This is a genomic window from Brevibacillus sp. AF8 (genome assembly GCF_021270385.1).
GTDB lineage: Bacteria > Bacillota > Bacilli > Brevibacillales > Brevibacillaceae > Brevibacillus.
In genome coordinates this window covers 1-14983 of the sequence record NZ_JAGQDN010000038.1, presented here as the reverse complement: position 1 = coordinate 14983, position 14983 = coordinate 1, and the positions used below count along the sequence as shown (strand labels likewise).

Below are 14983 nucleotides of genomic sequence, written 5' to 3'. Positions count from 1 at the left end.
CTGGAACAATACCAAAAAGAAATCCCCCAAAAAGGGGGTTTCTCTTCAGTCTGAGCCCGCTCCCTGAAAGAGCGGGCTTTTCTGAAGCTTTAGACCTTGTGACTGGCTAAGTCGTCAGTGTTTCGTATCGGAGGCGCAACTCTCTTTTCAAGATTTTGCCGCTGGGGTTTCTGGGTAGATTATCAGCAATCACTACATATTTAGGTGCTTTGAAGGAGGAAAGACGTTCTTTGCAAAAAGCAAGCATCTCGTCAGCAGTCAGTAACTCACCCGCTTTCGGCACAACAACGGCCGTCACTGCTTCGATCCAGAACGGATGAGGAACGCCGATCACGGCGACCTCAGACACTTTCGGATGTTGATAAATAAGCTCCTCAACCTCCCTGCTTGCTACGTTCTCTCCACCCGACTTAATCATATCTTTTTTCCGATCAACGACCGTAATATAGCCTTCGTCATCCATGATGCCTAAATCCCCGCTGTGAAACCACCCTCCCTGGAAGGCAGCCTGTGTCTTTTCCTCATCACGGAAATACCCCAGCATCGCGTGACTGGTCCTGTGTACAATTTCACCAACACTACCACGAGGGACTTCCTTCCCGTCATCATCGACGATTTTTGTCTCCACATTTAACGCTGGCTTGCCTGCAGAGCCTGCTTTTCTCATCTGATCCTTCGGTGGTAAAACAGTTGCTAATGGCGCCACTTCCGTCTGTCCGTAAAAATTGTAAAACTGTGCATTCGGGAGGCGTTGACTGAGCTCTTTTAACACTTCTATTGGCATGATTGCTGCACCATAGTAGCACTTTTGCAAAGAACTCAAATTACGCGCGGCAAAATCGGGAGAACGAAGTAAAGCAATCCATACAGTTGGCGGGCAAAACAACTGGGTGGCCTTATACGTCTCTACCGTCTTTAGCATCAGCGCAGGGGTTGCCTGTTCCAAAATAATGCCACTTCCACCCAGGTACACATATGGTCCCAAAAAGCAGTGAAGCTGCGCGCTATGAAACAAGGGTAGTGCGTGAACAGCCACATCATCCTGCGTCATCCCGCCTTCGATAATCGTGCTGACATATTCGGAGATAATGCTTTTATGAGTGAGCATAACACCCTTGGGCTTTGACTCCGTTCCGCTGGTATACAAAATCTGCACAACATCTTCGTCCACGATGTCGACTTCGGGCTCATGATCGTCTGCCGCTTCAATCAGCGTGCGAAAAGGCAACCATTCCCCTGCTTGAACTGCTGGTTTGGACATGAGGGAAAGCAGCTTGGGGGAAATTCCAGCTAGTTGGAGTCCGTCTTGAGCGAGCTGCATGAATTCGGGAGCTGCGAAGCACGCACTCACTTCCGCATGACCGAAAATATAGGCGACATCTTCCTTATTCAACATAAAGTTGATCGGAACCATGATAGCCCCTGCTTTCGCTAGCCCAAAGTTCAGAATCGCAAAATCCATCGAGTTGCGTGACAATACTGCTACCCGCTCCCCTTTTTGCAAGCCTTTGGAAAGAAGCAAATGAGCCGTCTTGTTCGCAAACTGATCAAGCTGCGTGTAGGTCAATACTTCTTCCTCAAAGTACAGGGCAGGCTTATCAGGATTTCGTCCACGACTTCTTCGCAAAATATCGCCAAGTGCATTTCTACGAACCCTTTGCGCTTCGAGCATGCATATTCCCCCATCACTTATAGTCTCCTCTCCATTATATAATAGTTTTCTTTATTTTCTGATATTTTCAAAAAAAAGAAACGACAACTTACTCTCAAAGTTCTCGACCATAAAAAAGACCCCAGCTTTTCAACTGGAGTCGGTTCATTTTGTATTTATGGCGGAGGGAGCAGGATTCGAACCCGCGTGAGCTTGCACTCTAACGGTTTTCAAGACCGCCCCGTTATGACCACTTCGGTATCCCTCCGTATTTCAACAATATAAACTATATCACAGCTCTACTATTTTTTGCAAGAGCTCTTTCTCCATTTCCTTTATCGCTTGATGGCAACGAGTTTCAATTCCGTCATTTCTTCTATCGCGTATTTGACCCCTTCCCGACCAAGTCCACTCTCCTTTACGCCACCGAAGGGCATATGGTCCACCCGAAAAGTCGGAATATCATTCACCATCACACCGCCCACACGCAGCTCTTCTGCCGCTTCCAGAGCCAACGACAGATTGTTGGTATAGACACCAGCCTGTAATCCGTAGCGTGAATCGTTGACCAACGTAATGCCATGCCGGACCGAATCCACTGGATTTATCAGCACGACAGGGCCGAATATTTCCTGACAAGATACTTTTACATCTGCCGGAACACCCGTCAACACCGTAGGTTGAAGCATCCGATCCACGATCTGTCCCCCACACTCCAAACGTCCCCCCTGAAGGAGTGCCTCATGAATCCACTCCATCGCTCGTTCAGTTTCGCGCGGATTGATCATAGCCGAATAGTCTGCGTCCTCAGAGAGCGAATCACCACCGCGAAGTGCTCGTGTTTGTTCAACAAAACGCTGGACGAAATCTTGATAGATCTCTTTCACCACATAAATTCTTTGCACGGAGATACATACCTGCCCTGAGTAGGCAAAGCCACCAAAAACGCATCGAGGAATCACTTCATTCAGCTGTACATCACGATCAACGATCACTGCCGAATTCGATCCCAACTCGAGCATGACTCTTTTCATACCTGCTCGATTGCGTATATCCAGCCCAACACTTGGACTCCCTGTAAAGGTAACGGCCCTGACTCTCGGATCAGACACGATTTGATCGCCAACGCTCGCCCCACTTCCCGTGATCACATTGAGGGCGCCAGCAGGCATACCAGCTTGCTCTGCGAGCTCTGCCAGAAACAATGCGCTAAGCGGTGTCTGCGATGCTGGCTTGAGAACAACGGTATTGCCAGCAGCGAGAGCAGGCCCGACCTTATGGGCGACGAGATTCATCGGAAAAGGAAAGGGTGTAATGGCTCCGATGACTCCCAGTGGTTCACGCACGGTATAAGCCAAGCGTCCTTCTCCCCCGATCGCTGCATCGAGTGGTACGGTTTCTCCGTGGAGGCGTTTGGCTTCCTCTGCCGCAAACTTATACGTCTGAATGGTTCGAATCACTTCTCCGCGAGCTGTTTTGATTGGTTTCCCCGCTTCTATTGCGATGATTCGCGCCGCTTCCTCCAAACGTTCATTCATTAAAATCGAGATTTTTTCAAGCAGGAAGGCGCGTTGATAAGCAGGAAGACGCCGCATGTCGGCAGTCGCTTCGTGGGCCGCAGCAATTGCCTTTTCAACTAATGATGAGTCTGCTTGCGAAATTTGTGCAATCTCTTGACCCGTACATGGAGAGAACAGTGGTGCATGAGTAGTGGCTGGCACCCACTCTCCCCCGATAAAGCACGTTTTTTTCATCGGCATATCCCCACTCTCATTGATTGGCGTTCACCTTCCAATCATTCTCTCTCATCCGTGTGCCTTCCTGTCTCGATTTTGAAATATTTGGTTTTTTTACTCTTTCACACTTTCAGCCACACCGCACCATTCCAGTAACGTAAGCGCAAAGATCTCAGCGCAACGGAATACCTCATCCAAAACGATGAATTCATTCGGGTAGTGTGCAACCTGTGTGACTCCAGGTCCGACCACAATCGCTGGCGTATTGGCCAAAGCCGTCAGCAAACCGCCGTCTGTACCCCAAGGTGATGCTTCCACAATGGCACGATCTCCTGTCACAGCTTCAAACTGCGCTTGCAAAATATCCATCAACGGATGATCGAGCTCCACTGCTCCCGGTACCCAACGAGCTCCGAACCACTCCAGCTCAACAGGCTGCTCTGCAAACCACGGGTCGACCTCTGCCAGCTTTTTGAGTGCTGCCGCCATTTCCGCTTTGGCATCGTCCATCTGTTCTCCTGGGGCAACCCCCATCCTTCCTTCCAGCTTGACGAGGTCCGCTACAGACGAAGGCCACTTGCCACCCTCAATCACCCCCAGATTAATCGGGATCGGAATAGGTAGCTTGGCATAGAGCGGATCGTCGAGTCGATCGTTACGCTCTTTTTCCAATTGTCCAATGGCTTGAACGACGAGCATGCTCTTTTCGATGGCGCTGACTCCCTCGTAGCGAGTCCCTCCGTGAGCAGAACGACCTTTAACCGTTAATCTGAACCACATGGAACCTTGCTGCTTCGGGAAAATTTTCATATTGGTCGGCTCTGGAATCAAGGCAGCATCCGCTTTGTACCCGCGAATGATCGTCGCCAATGTGCCTGCACCGCCGCTTTCTTCTTCTACGACGCTCTGAAAAATGACGTCGCCTTTTAGTTGCACACCCAACTTCTGTAGAACCTGGATCGCCAACAGTGAAGATAAGTTTCCACCCTTCATGTCGGTTGCTCCACGCCCGTAAAGCTTGCCATCCTCAACCTTCCCGCTAAACGGATCATCGCTCCACTGTGCCAGATCGCCCGCTGGCACTACATCCACATGTCCGTTCAGAATGATGGAACGGCCATCTCCTTGCCCCTTCCACACACCGACGACATTCGGGCTGCTTTCAAACATTGTGCGCGGGGAGACAAAATACGGATGTGACACCAGCTCTTCGCCTTCCATGACCCATAAGTCAACGTCCAGCCCCATCTGCCCCAAAAGCTCTGCAATGCTTTGTTGAATGGATTGTTCTTCTCCTTGCACGCTCGGGCTTTTTACCCATTGCTGCAGTAGTTGAACAGCGGCCTCCCGATCTTTTTCCAATTGCTCCCGGATACGCACCTGCCAGTTTGCCATGTTTTTCCCCCGTTCTATCGTTTTTTCTTTGCTTAGCGGAAAACGCGAACCTCTCCGTCCATCTTGAGTTCGGCTTCCGTTGCTCCAATCACGTCAGCGACACTGTATGGATACATAACTTCTCGCAGATACAACCCATCTGGCATGACCTCCATCACTGCCATGTCCGTGATGATTAAATCCGCAGCTTTTGTCGCGGTTAACGGCAGTGAGCATTCTCGCACGATTTTCGAACGTCCGTTTTTATCCAGATGCGTGGTCACAACCATGACCTTCTTGGCCTTTTGTGCCAGTTCCATAGCTCCACCCATGCCAGGGACACGTTTGCCTGGAACGATCCAGTTGGCAATGTCACCATTTTGACTTACTTCCAGGACTCCTAAAATCGTCATATCCAATAGTCCACGGCGGATGATGGCAAAAGCAGTCGCACTGTCAAAAAAGGAAGCCCCAGTGGCAAGCGTGACAGGAAAACCGCCCGCATTGCAAAGCATGGCATTCTCCTCGCCTTTCGCAGGGCTTGGCCCTGTACCGAGAATGCCGTTCTCCGCGTGAAACATGACTCGTTTTTCCGCTGGGATAAAATCCGCTACTAATGTTGGAATGCCGATTCCCAAGTTAATGATCATACCGTCTTCCACTTCCAATGCTGCGCGGCGGGCAATACGTTCACGATAGCTCTCGGTTTCTTTTACTTCTCCCATGCCCATTGCCAGTTCACCCCTTCACTTTGGACAATAAAGTTCACGAAAACACCCGGGGTGACGATTTCTTCCGGGTCGATCATGCCTACCTCTACTATCTCATCCGCTTCCACGATGGTAATGTCACCTGCCATCGCCACTAACGGATTGAAATTCCGTGCACTTGTATCAAACACCAAATTGCCAAAGCGATCCACTTTTTTCGCATGTACGATAGCCACTTCGGCAGTGAGCGGTGTCTCCAACAAGTATTCCTTTCCATCCAGAACGACCTTCTGTTTTCCTTTTTCCGCGATCGTCCCGATGCCGACATCCGATAGAATGCCTCCCAGACCGACTCCACCTGCCCGTACACGCTCTGCAAGTATCCCCTGCGGGCAGAACTCTACTTCCAGCTCCCCAGCTGTCATTTGGGCCCCTGCGTTCGGATTTGAGCCAATATGCGAAGCTATCACTTTTTTGACGCGCTTTTCGGTTACCAGCTTGCCAATTCCGATATGCGGGAAAGCCGTATCGTTACTGATCAGCGTCAGATCACGCACACCTCTATCCAAAATTCCCTGTATTAAAGTAGGCGGGTTTCCTACGCCACCGAATCCCCCTGCCAACAGCGTCATCCCATCACGAAAATGGGTGAGCGCTTCGGACAGGGAGACGACCTTTTCAAATCGATTTGTCATCCTCGTTCCTCCTTCTCTATCCGATCAGTGCCTTGTCTTGGAGCTCTTGCTGAACAGCTACCACCGCTTCTTTCAGCAGAGATATCAGTTCATCGATTTGCTCCGTAGTAATGGTCAGTGGAGGTGAGATGATGACAGCATCCCCTGCCACCCCTTCGATTCCGCCCATTGCCGGATAAATAAGCAAGCCTTTTTCAAATGCTTTTTGAATGACCTTCCCGCCTACGCCTTGAGAAAGCGCAAACGGTTCTTTTGTCTGCTTGTTTTTCACAAATTCCAGCGCGCACAACATGCCAAGACCACGTGCATCTCCGATCAACGGGAGCTCGTCTGCCAGTTCTTTTAGGCGGGCAAGCATATAGGCACCTTGTTCGGCTGCTTTGTCGACCAACTGATGCTTCTCCACATAGTCGAGGACAGCCAGAGAAACAGCAGCAGATTGTGGATTGGCGCTATACGTATGTCCTGCCATAATCGAGCCGCTGCCTTTTGTAATGGTCTCAATGATTTCGTCCGAGACAATCGTAGCAGCCATAGGCGTGTAACCGGCACTCATCCCTTTACCCAATGTCATCAGGTCAGGCACGACGCCCCAATGGTCGATCCCAAACGCTTTTCCTGTGCGACCTACTCCTGTCATTACTTCGTCTGCGATAAACAAAACCTCATATTTATCACAAATCTCGCGAATACGCTGGAAGTAACCGTCTGGTGGCACGACCGCTCCCCCAGAAGCTCCGATGACAGGCTCTGCAATAAATGCCGCTACCTGCTCGGGTCCTACGCGCAAAATTGCGGTCTCCAGCTCTTCTGCACACGCAAGCGCATACGATTCCAGGGACATGTCTTCCGGTTTACGATATGGATATGGTCCTGTGATCGCCGGATAGTCAGCCAATAATGGGGTGAACCGCTTTCTGCGCAAGACGTGTCCAGACATCGAGAGCGCACCCATTGTAATCCCGTGATAGCTCATCCAGCGGGAGATAATCCGATTTTTCGTTGGTCTTCCTTTTTCCTGCCAATACTGGATCGCGATTTTTTGTGCTGTCTCGGTTGCTTCCGAACCACTGCTGACAAAAAACGTCCAGTTCAGTGAGCCTGGTGCCCACTCCGCCAGCTTTGCAGCCAGCTTCTCCACGGCATCGCTGCTAAAATGCGAGCGGTATACGAAGGAAACCTCCTTGGCTTGCGCATACATCGCCTCAGCTACTTCTTCTACACCGTGACCAATGCTTGCCGTCACCGCTCCACTGGAACCGTCGATGTAACGATTCCCCTCTTTATCGTAAAGATAGATACCTTTTCCGTGAGAAATAACCGGATACTCTTTGCCCAATTCAGGCTTGATTACATAGCTTTTCGTCATTTTCGTCGCCACCTCGCTTATTCTCTACCTCTATCCTAGCTGACCAGCACGCAAGAGCCATCCTACGTGCTGGCAAAAAAACATGGCAAAGAGACAAAATCTTTTGTACATTTTGTATAAGAGAACCTTTACCGAGGCTTTTGGAGGAGATACCTGATGACCATCACGATAAGAGAAGCGCTGCAACTGCCGGACATGGTTCACACCAGGCTGATCGCAGGAGCAGGCGGACTGGACAATCCGATTCGTTGGGTGACAATTGTCGAGGTGCTGGAGGATACGAGTCGCTTGCAGGAAGGCGAATTTTTGATTACAACCGGCTTTGGGCTGGCTGAGCATACAGAAAAGCTCGCTTCTTTTATTCCTTCGTTGGCGAAGCAAAAGCTGAGTGGCGTTGCGATTCATACGGGCTTTTATTTACGGGAAATTCCCGAGACGTTTTTGACTTTGGCGGATCAGTATCAACTTCCATTGATTGAAATTCCTACGGAGATAAACTTTTCTACTATTACCAAAGCCATTTTGCAGCCGATCATGAATCGGCAATTTGAAACGCTGGCCTATTCCTCGGCGATTCATAACCGAATGATTGATGCTGCCCTGTCTAAAGGAGGCCTTCCCGCCATCGCAGGCGAGCTCGCTGCACTTACGGGAGGCGTCGTTTCGCTCGTAGATGCACTAGGCTTTGAAGTCACACAGCATGGCAGTTCGGAAGCGCTGCCGCATGATCAGTCCCAGGAAATCGCGCATCATGTACCGATTCGCGCCAATCGCGAGCATTTTGGCACGTTGACCTTAACGAAGCCCGAGCACGCCTGGAAAGAGCTCGATGACGTCGCTCTACAGCATGCCTCTACTTTATGTGCACTCGAATATGTAAAGGAAAGGGCAGTAGCCGCAACGGAATGGCGGTTAAAAGGGGATTTTGTGGAGGAGTTGCTGAATGGGCAGCAGATGACCCACACGGAGCTGGAGAGCCGTTGTCGCATGCTCGGGTACCCGCTTGCTGGACATCATCTCTGCGTCGCTGTCCGTGTAGAGGTAGCCGATCAAACGATGCTCGGAGACATGCATCAAAGTGTCATTACGTTGATGCGGAGGCTTAGCGACCGTCATCAACGCTCTTATTTGCTTCGCGAGCGGCCACATTGCCTCTTGTTTATTTTGCCGGATGATCAGACGAGCCTGCGCCTGTTGGAACAGCTCACTTCCCGCTGGAGAGGGCTGCACCCTGACTTTGCTCTACACATCGCCTTGAGCAATCCCTGTGAGCAATTGCCAAACGTCGTCACTGCCTCCGAAGAAGCGATGTTTGCTCTGCAAGCTTACCCGCTGTTGGCCCAGTCCCCGCAGATTTTGCGATACCGGGATATGCAGGGCTATCAGTTTTTGTTTCCGTACCATCGTGAAAAAGATAGCTTGCTCCGCCTGTGGAACCCATTGCTGGATCCATTGATTCGCTATGATACGAAATATAATCAACAGCTGCTCGAAACACTTGAGGTGTATTTAGCCCAGAACGGAAACGGTCTTCAGACCTCGCAAGCCTTGTATATCCATCGACATACGCTCAAGTACCGGTTGACCCAGATCGAAGAAAAAACAGGCTACCGCCTGGAGGATGCTCATCAACGCTGGCAGCTTCAGTTGGCCCTGATGGCCCGCCGTCTGCAACAGCAGTTGTATCCTACAAACAGGTAGCCTGTTATTCCCTCGTCGGGCGAAGTGGCTTAACCCATATATTCATGTCTTCATAACCTGAAAAGATCGTACAATTGTTAATTAGCCGTCCGCGGTATGCATAGCCCATTTTGGCAGCCGTCACATTCATGCCTGCCGATTGTGCCCGGGTCAAGGTGTACAAAAAGTAAATCCCTGCCTCCTCCATCCTTTTTTCCAACGCGATAAACAGCGGTTGGAGGAGACCTTTCCCCGCATGGTCTGGATGGGTCGCGCAATCCGTCATTTCCGCTGACCCAAAGCGTTCGGATACTTCTGCTGACGCAGCACATGCAATCTTGCCGTCATATTCAACGACATAGTAGAGGGTGCCTTCTTGCATAGTTTTGCGAATGTAGGACGGATCGTTCATCGGTGTAGGATACGTCGCGAATACCAGTCCATACAGACACGCCAATTCCTTCGTGTCTGCCTCCGTTGCTTCACGCAGGTGGTATCCCTCTGGTAATGATTTTTCTATCGTACTCCCCGCTTTTGACAGGCTCAACGTAAGAATTTCCTCAGCAAGTTTTTCTGCACCAGAGGTACCCCGCTCTTTTGTCAGATAGCAGGTGAGCATCTGTGCGTTTTCCCCTTGAAAAAAGCCGTCAATGGTACCCTCCAACTCGTAACCTAGGGATTGCCATTGCGGAACATCTTGTTTCTTCCCGTACACAATCACTTTTGTTGCCTCTGACTCCTCGGCCAGTTCCTTCAAGACCCGATCCCACTGCTCGATTTGTGATGGTTCATACACATGCAGCTTTACGCGGCGATTTTGTCGATCAATGATCAGGTCGCCAGCATCCTGTGCGCTTACAACATTTATCACGGTCTTCACCCTCCCCTACAATACTCTTACTCTCATTGTAGCAAAACAAGGTATACCGTCATCTGCCAATCTGTATAAAAAAGCGTTCCTTATGCACAAAAAAACAGAAGGTGGGCATTCTGTTGGGTCATATTTACCTCTTCTTCATACCATGAGAGTAGATGCTTCATGTGCGAGAAGGAGGGTGTGTTTTGTGAGTTGCCATAACAATTTTGCCCTGATCCTTGTCCTCTTTGTCCTGTTGGTCATCGTACTCGTCGTAATCGGATAGACTTCTGGAGATGCCTCTCATGTCAGGTCGTATCGAGGGGCCCTTTACATATCATGATAGTAGGCAATGACACGCTCGAGAAGGGAGGAAGCCCTCGTGCCCCCACTTATTTATGCCCATCGTGGCGCTTCCGGCCTGTTTCCGGAAAATACGATGGAATCGTTTCAAGGAGCCGCCCGACGAAAAGCCAATGGGATCGAATTAGATGTTCAGCTCAGCAGTGACAATAAGCTGGTCGTCATTCATGACCATAACCTGGAGCGCACGACCAATGGTTCTGGCTTAGTGCGTCATTACACATTGCGTGAGCTGCGTCAGCTACGAGCGGATAAAGACTCGTCTATGCGAGTACCAAAAGCCCACATTCCAACCCTACAGGAGGTATTTCAGTCATTTGTAGACACACCACTGCGCTTTATCATCGAGATGAAAAATTTCTTCCTCGATCAACCTCACTTAGAGGAGCTCGTCATCGAACAAATCAGACGATATCAGCTAACAGAGCGAACGATCATTTCAACGTTTAACTTCGATAGCCTTTTACGAATCAAGCAATTAGATGCCACGCAAACGACGGGACTTTTATATGTTGGGCCACTCGCCAAGCCTTGGGAAGTAGCCAGTCGCTATCGAGCTGATCAATTGCACGTCCCCTATGATCAATTGACGGAGGATTTGGTCAAACAAGCAAAGCAGCGTCATTTTGAAGTTTTGAGCTGGACGGTAAATACTGGTCCGCAAATCCAGCGAGCCATCGACTGTGGGGTAGATGGTCTGATCACCAATTACCCGAAGCGTGCGAGAAATCTGATTCGCAATCTATAAAAAGAAAGGGAGCCCAGAAATGGCTCCCTTTTTGTTGCGATGAATTTACGTGCGTGGCACGAATAACTTTCCTTGCCAGCTATTCCGTGCTTTCAGTTCTGCATCAATACCATTCAGAACTTCCCACTTTTTGCGGCTCCACATCGGTCCAATCAAAAGATCAGGTGGTCCGTCCCCTGTGATTCGATGGACGATCATCTCTGGAGGTAAAATTTCCAATGTATCCACAACGAGCTTCGTGTACTCTTCCTGAGACAGGAATTCCAAGAGTCCTGCTTCGTACTGCTTCACCATCGGTGTTTTGCGCAGCAGATGTAACAGGTGTATTTTGATCCCCTGCACATCCAGATGTGCCACAGCATCTGCCGTCTGCATCATCTCTTCGTGGCTCTCTCCGGGCAATCCGTAGATGATATGAGAACATACACGTATGTTGTGCTTGCGCAACCTCTCTACAGCATCCACGTAGCATTGATAATCGTGTGCTCGATTAATTAACTGGGCTGTGTGCTCATGAACTGTCTGGAGTCCGAGCTCCACCCACAAATATGTGCGCTCATTCAATTCAGCCAAATACTCCACAACGTCGTCAGGCAGGCAGTCAGGACGTGTGGCGATGGAGAGTCCGACTACACCTTCTTGCTGGAGGATGACTTCGTACATCTCCCGCAGTTCCTCCACAGGCGCATACGTATTCGTATACGCTTGGAAGAAGCCCAAATACTTGGCTTGTGGCCATTTCTCGTGCATACGATTTTTCACATCGTGAAACTGTCTTTCCAGATCCATTCTGCGGTCACCAGCAAAATCTCCAGATCCTCTGGCGCTGCAAAATGTGCAGCCGCCTGTCGCTACTTTCCCATCCCGATTCGGACAACTAAAACCGCCATCCAATGGAACCTTGAAAATCTTTTCGTGAAAAGTCCCTCTTAAATGATAATTCCATGTATGGTATCGTTTATCGCCCCACAACAATGGGACGTCGTTGTTGTGAATATCTGTCGCGAGCTTCATTGCTGTTTTCCTCCTATGGGCACCGCTACGTCTGGCGCTGGTGCCTTAATCCCGTTGGCGAACGCTACTTGCTTGATCACGTCATTATACCAAATTCGGCAACGGTCTCGCTACTTTAAGATAATAGGAAAACCACAGGTGAATATTCCCCCTGTGGTTTTTGCTTGTTTACGTCACTATTGCTGGATCTCCTCGATACGAATCGCGCGTGTGTGAGAGGTATGACTCCACACTTGGTTTTTCTTCGTAAAGAACGCGTAAAACATAATCGGAAGCCAGGTCAGGAAAAAGAACGGTAGCAAGAGGAGCCCGAAATACCCCTTCCACGGAACTTTATCCAAATAGAGGGCCAAGATCGGCAACAGGTAGAACACGGCAGTAGAACCGTATACCAGCCATGTTGGCAAGATCGTGGATACCGTTGAAAACGTACCGATATCAAAAAATCTTGCCAGGAACAATACCGACATCATTGTCACCATCAGCACATACATCGGTTGGAAGAGGTAGAAGGCTGCATCAAGCATCCCCAGCTTTCTCGACTTCATACCATTAAACAAGACAGATCGAATATAGCGTCCTGCCACATCGTAGTGCCCTTGCATCCAACGCAAACGCTGGCGCATAGACGATTTTAAGTCAATCGGTTTTTCATCCCATACCTTGGTGTCATGTGCCCATGTCGGGTAAATACCTCGTTCAATACAACGTGTTGCAAATTCTAAGTCTTCCGTGAGACTGGTTGCTCCCCATCCCATTTCTTTGAGCAGGTTGCTCTCAATGCACAAGCCAGTTCCGCCCAAAGTGTTCGGCAGTCCCAAATTGTGACGAGCCAGTTGCCACATACGGTTTGTAAACCAATAGGTAACCGCATAAGACAGCGTAATCCAGGAATCAAACGGGTTCTTGGAGTCGAGGTAGCCTTGAATCACACGCGCCCCTTTGCAGAGACGGTCATTCATTACTTTCAAGAAGTTTTTCTCAACCAAGTTGTCAGCATCAAACATGACGACAGCGTCATACTGCTTAGGTCTTGCCCAGAGGTTCTCCAACATCCATTCGATGCCGTAGCCTTTCCCACGCTTGGATGTGTCAAAACGCTCACATGCAATTGCACCATGCGCCCGACTAATTTCTGCCGTGTTATCTGTACAGTTGTCGCAAATGACGAAGATGTCGTACATTTCACGTGGATAGTCGAGTTTCTTCAGGTTTTCAATAAGCGGAGCAATTACGGCGCTCTCATTGTGAGCAGCCACGAGCACAGCAAACGTCTTTTGCGGCTCAGATGTTACTTGCTCTTTTTTGCGGAACAGGCCTGCACAAGAAACTAGTGTTTGGTATGTGCCGATTACGCCCACCGCAGAAGTAAATCCGATGAATAATCCCTCAATGATCTCTCTAATTACACTCATGGGTTCTTCTCCTCGACCTAAACCAGATTGGGTCTGATCTGAATTTAGGTAGTGTTGTTTTTCCAACATTTCTCTATTGTTTTTCTCTCAATTGGCAGTTTACATCAAATGCGATTCATAAGCAATGACCCAAAAGTGGGAAAAAATAAGGCACTGCTATCACCTTTCCCACCTTTTTCTCTTTCTATTCGACAGTGCTTTCGCAGTTGGCAGAAAAAAAAGCCCTTGTCGAAAAAGGCTCCATCTATTTAGAAAAATACAAACGCTCGTTTCCATTTCTTCCTGATTGTTTCCGGGATTGGTGCGGTCGGCGAGACTCGAACTCGCACGGGTCGCCCCGCCACCCCCTCAAGATGGTGTGTCTGCCAATTCCACCACGACCGCCTATAAACGTTGATTTTACTCGTGTTTTTCTGTTGACACGAAGTACGTTTTTGAGTATACACAATCAATTTTCGTAAGTCAATATCGTTTTCGAGTAGATGGAGCCCATATTTTTCCTGTCAAACTATTGTTTTTTTGCTCTGTCTTCTAGTAGATACGTTTGTCGAAAAAGAAAGTTACATGTCGCAAAAATTTTGAAAGAATGCAAGCGCCTCCTTACAAAAATATCATCGTTTCGTCACATTTTCCGAACAGAAAGGGAGCCATATTCTGTGATATTTTTACATAATTTATGACAAATTAGACAAAATATTTCCAGATGTGGGTGAAAGTTTTTTTGCTATTTTTTGAAATAGGCCATTTGACTTATCATTTGTTTCTGATTGCCTCCTGAAAGGCGCGCTATCTTCTACGAAAAAAACCTCCTGCGGACGCCACAACGTCCTAAGGAGGATATCTTTTGAAAAGGCGTGGCGTCCCAGGAGAGATTCGAACTCCCGACCGACGGCTTAGAAGGCCGTTGCTCTATCCTGCTGAGCTACTGGGACTAAAATGGAGGGAGTACCCGGATTTGAACCGGGGATAAGGGTTTTGCAGACCCGTGCCTTACCACTTGGCTATACTCCCGTGTTGTATGGGGCGATCGATGGGACTTGAACCCACGAGTGCCGGAGCCACAATCCGGTGCGTTAACCCCTTCGCCACGACCGCCATATTTTTTATGTAGTTTGGTAGCGGTGGAGGGAATCGAACCCCCGACCTTTCGGGTATGAACCGAACGCTCTAACCAGCTGAGCTACGCCGCCAAAATAAAAATGGCGGAGAGTGAGGGATTCGAACCCTCGCTACGCTTGCGCATACTAACGGTTTAGCAAACCGTCCCCTTCGGCCTCTTGGGTAACTCTCCGTGATTATATGCACCTTCAAAACTAGATATGCATGATTGCTAAGAATGTGTGGATAAGTCCTCGACCGATTAGTATTCGTC

The 14983-nt window shown here is 49.2% G+C and carries 12 protein-coding genes and 7 tRNA genes; 3 read left to right on the top strand and 16 right to left on the bottom strand.

The features are described from left to right. Nucleotides 1–106 precede the first annotated feature (106 nt). The 7 genes from KB186_RS28040 to KB186_RS28010 form a co-directional block, all read right to left on the bottom strand. On the bottom strand, nucleotides 107–1672 hold the full coding sequence (locus tag KB186_RS28040; RefSeq protein WP_173609808.1) for an acyl-CoA synthetase: 1566 nt from the start codon (nucleotides 1670–1672) through the stop codon (nucleotides 107–109). Nucleotides 1673–1830: 158 nt separating this feature from the next. Next, nucleotides 1831–1919: transfer RNA gene (locus tag KB186_RS28035), tRNA-Ser, on the bottom strand. A gap of 67 nt (nucleotides 1920–1986) precedes the next feature. Beyond that, nucleotides 1987–3405 carry an aldehyde dehydrogenase family protein gene (locus KB186_RS28030; protein WP_232774832.1) on the bottom strand — a complete coding sequence of 473 codons (1419 nt, stop codon included), beginning with the start codon at nucleotides 3403–3405 and terminating at the stop codon, nucleotides 1987–1989. A 96-nt stretch (nucleotides 3406–3501) separates the two neighbouring features. Continuing rightward, a complete protein-coding gene (locus tag KB186_RS28025; protein ID WP_173609810.1) occupies nucleotides 3502–4782 on the bottom strand; it encodes a peptidase in 1281 nt (426 codons plus the stop codon). A gap of 32 nt (nucleotides 4783–4814) precedes the next feature. Next, nucleotides 4815–5492 (bottom strand): 3-oxoacid CoA-transferase subunit B, encoded by a 678-nt coding sequence (locus KB186_RS28020; RefSeq protein ID WP_173609811.1) that lies wholly within the window; start codon nucleotides 5490–5492, stop codon nucleotides 4815–4817. Beyond that, complete coding sequence (locus KB186_RS28015; protein WP_232774831.1) at nucleotides 5474–6166, bottom strand: 3-oxoacid CoA-transferase subunit A; 693 nt, start codon at nucleotides 6164–6166, stop codon at nucleotides 5474–5476. The genes KB186_RS28020 and KB186_RS28015 overlap by 19 nt, the downstream gene beginning before the upstream one ends. A 16-nt stretch (nucleotides 6167–6182) precedes the next feature. Beyond that, nucleotides 6183–7535, bottom strand: a complete 1353-nt coding sequence (locus tag KB186_RS28010; RefSeq protein ID WP_173609812.1) for an aspartate aminotransferase family protein — start codon at nucleotides 7533–7535, stop codon at nucleotides 6183–6185. A 156-nt stretch (nucleotides 7536–7691) separates the two neighbouring features. On the opposite strand from KB186_RS28010, the gene KB186_RS28005 reads away from it, so the two are divergent. Next, nucleotides 7692–9236, top strand: coding sequence for a PucR family transcriptional regulator (locus tag KB186_RS28005; RefSeq protein ID WP_173609813.1), 1545 nt, complete (start codon nucleotides 7692–7694; stop codon nucleotides 9234–9236). A 4-nt stretch (nucleotides 9237–9240) separates the two neighbouring features. Here the strand turns inward: KB186_RS28005 and ablB are convergent, their stop codons facing one another. Further along, nucleotides 9241–10095: a putative beta-lysine N-acetyltransferase gene (ablB, locus tag KB186_RS28000; RefSeq protein ID WP_232774830.1), complete on the bottom strand. Its 855-nt coding sequence runs from the start codon at nucleotides 10093–10095 to the stop codon at nucleotides 9241–9243. Between ablB and KB186_RS28520 the strand changes: the two genes are divergently transcribed. After that, complete coding sequence (locus KB186_RS28520; protein ID WP_370646720.1) at nucleotides 10043–10357, top strand: YjcZ family sporulation protein; 315 nt, start codon at nucleotides 10043–10045, stop codon at nucleotides 10355–10357. The two genes, ablB and KB186_RS28520, sit on opposite strands and share 53 nt — an antisense overlap. A gap of 96 nt (nucleotides 10358–10453) precedes the next feature. Then, the gene (locus tag KB186_RS27995; RefSeq protein ID WP_173609816.1) at nucleotides 10454–11182 is read left to right on the top strand and encodes a glycerophosphodiester phosphodiesterase; all 729 of its coding nucleotides are present in this window, start codon (nucleotides 10454–10456) and stop codon (nucleotides 11180–11182) included. A gap of 45 nt (nucleotides 11183–11227) precedes the next feature. Here the strand turns inward: KB186_RS27995 and mnmL are convergent, their stop codons facing one another. From mnmL to KB186_RS27955, 8 genes are all read right to left on the bottom strand, one after another. Continuing rightward, nucleotides 11228–12196, bottom strand: a complete 969-nt coding sequence (mnmL, locus tag KB186_RS27990; protein ID WP_173609817.1) for a tRNA modification radical SAM protein MnmL/YtqA — start codon at nucleotides 12194–12196, stop codon at nucleotides 11228–11230. A gap of 176 nt (nucleotides 12197–12372) precedes the next feature. Continuing rightward, the gene (locus tag KB186_RS27985) at nucleotides 12373–13611 is read right to left on the bottom strand and encodes a glycosyltransferase family 2 protein (protein ID WP_173609818.1); all 1239 of its coding nucleotides are present in this window, start codon (nucleotides 13609–13611) and stop codon (nucleotides 12373–12375) included. Nucleotides 13612–13910: 299 nt separating this feature from the next. Then, nucleotides 13911–13995 (bottom strand) — tRNA-Leu (locus KB186_RS27980). A 471-nt stretch (nucleotides 13996–14466) separates the two neighbouring features. Next, nucleotides 14467–14543, bottom strand: a tRNA-Arg gene (locus KB186_RS27975). Nucleotides 14544–14548: 5 nt separating this feature from the next. Beyond that, nucleotides 14549–14622 (bottom strand) — tRNA-Cys (locus KB186_RS27970). Between the two features lie 8 nt (nucleotides 14623–14630). Continuing rightward, a tRNA-His gene (locus KB186_RS27965) sits at nucleotides 14631–14706 on the bottom strand. A gap of 18 nt (nucleotides 14707–14724) precedes the next feature. Further along, nucleotides 14725–14801: transfer RNA gene (locus KB186_RS27960), tRNA-Met, on the bottom strand. Nucleotides 14802–14811: 10 nt separating this feature from the next. Beyond that, a tRNA-Ser gene (locus tag KB186_RS27955) sits at nucleotides 14812–14902 on the bottom strand. Nucleotides 14903–14983 lie beyond the last annotated feature (81 nt).

Bases quoted from the DNA above. Each gene is read 5' to 3' on its own strand.
- KB186_RS27985 (WP_173609818.1), bottom strand. From the start codon at position 13,611: ATGAGTGTAATTAGAGAGATCATTGAGGGATTATTCATCGGATTTACT.
- KB186_RS28015 (WP_232774831.1), bottom strand. From the start codon at position 6,166: ATGACAAATCGATTTGAAAAGGTCGTCTCCCTGTCCGAAGCGCTCACC.
- KB186_RS28030 (WP_232774832.1), bottom strand. From the start codon at position 3,405: ATGAAAAAAACGTGCTTTATCGGGGGAGAGTGGGTGCCAGCCACTACT.
- KB186_RS28040 (WP_173609808.1), bottom strand. From the start codon at position 1,672: ATGCTCGAAGCGCAAAGGGTTCGTAGAAATGCACTTGGCGATATTTTG.
- mnmL (WP_173609817.1), bottom strand. From the start codon at position 12,196: ATGAAGCTCGCGACAGATATTCACAACAACGACGTCCCATTGTTGTGG.
- KB186_RS28020 (WP_173609811.1), bottom strand. From the start codon at position 5,492: ATGGGCATGGGAGAAGTAAAAGAAACCGAGAGCTATCGTGAACGTATT.
- KB186_RS28025 (WP_173609810.1), bottom strand. From the start codon at position 4,782: ATGGCAAACTGGCAGGTGCGTATCCGGGAGCAATTGGAAAAAGATCGG.
- KB186_RS28010 (WP_173609812.1), bottom strand. From the start codon at position 7,535: ATGACGAAAAGCTATGTAATCAAGCCTGAATTGGGCAAAGAGTATCCG.
- KB186_RS28005 (WP_173609813.1), top strand. From the start codon at position 7,692: ATGACCATCACGATAAGAGAAGCGCTGCAACTGCCGGACATGGTTCAC.
- KB186_RS28520 (WP_370646720.1), top strand. From the start codon at position 10,043: ATGATCAGGTCGCCAGCATCCTGTGCGCTTACAACATTTATCACGGTC.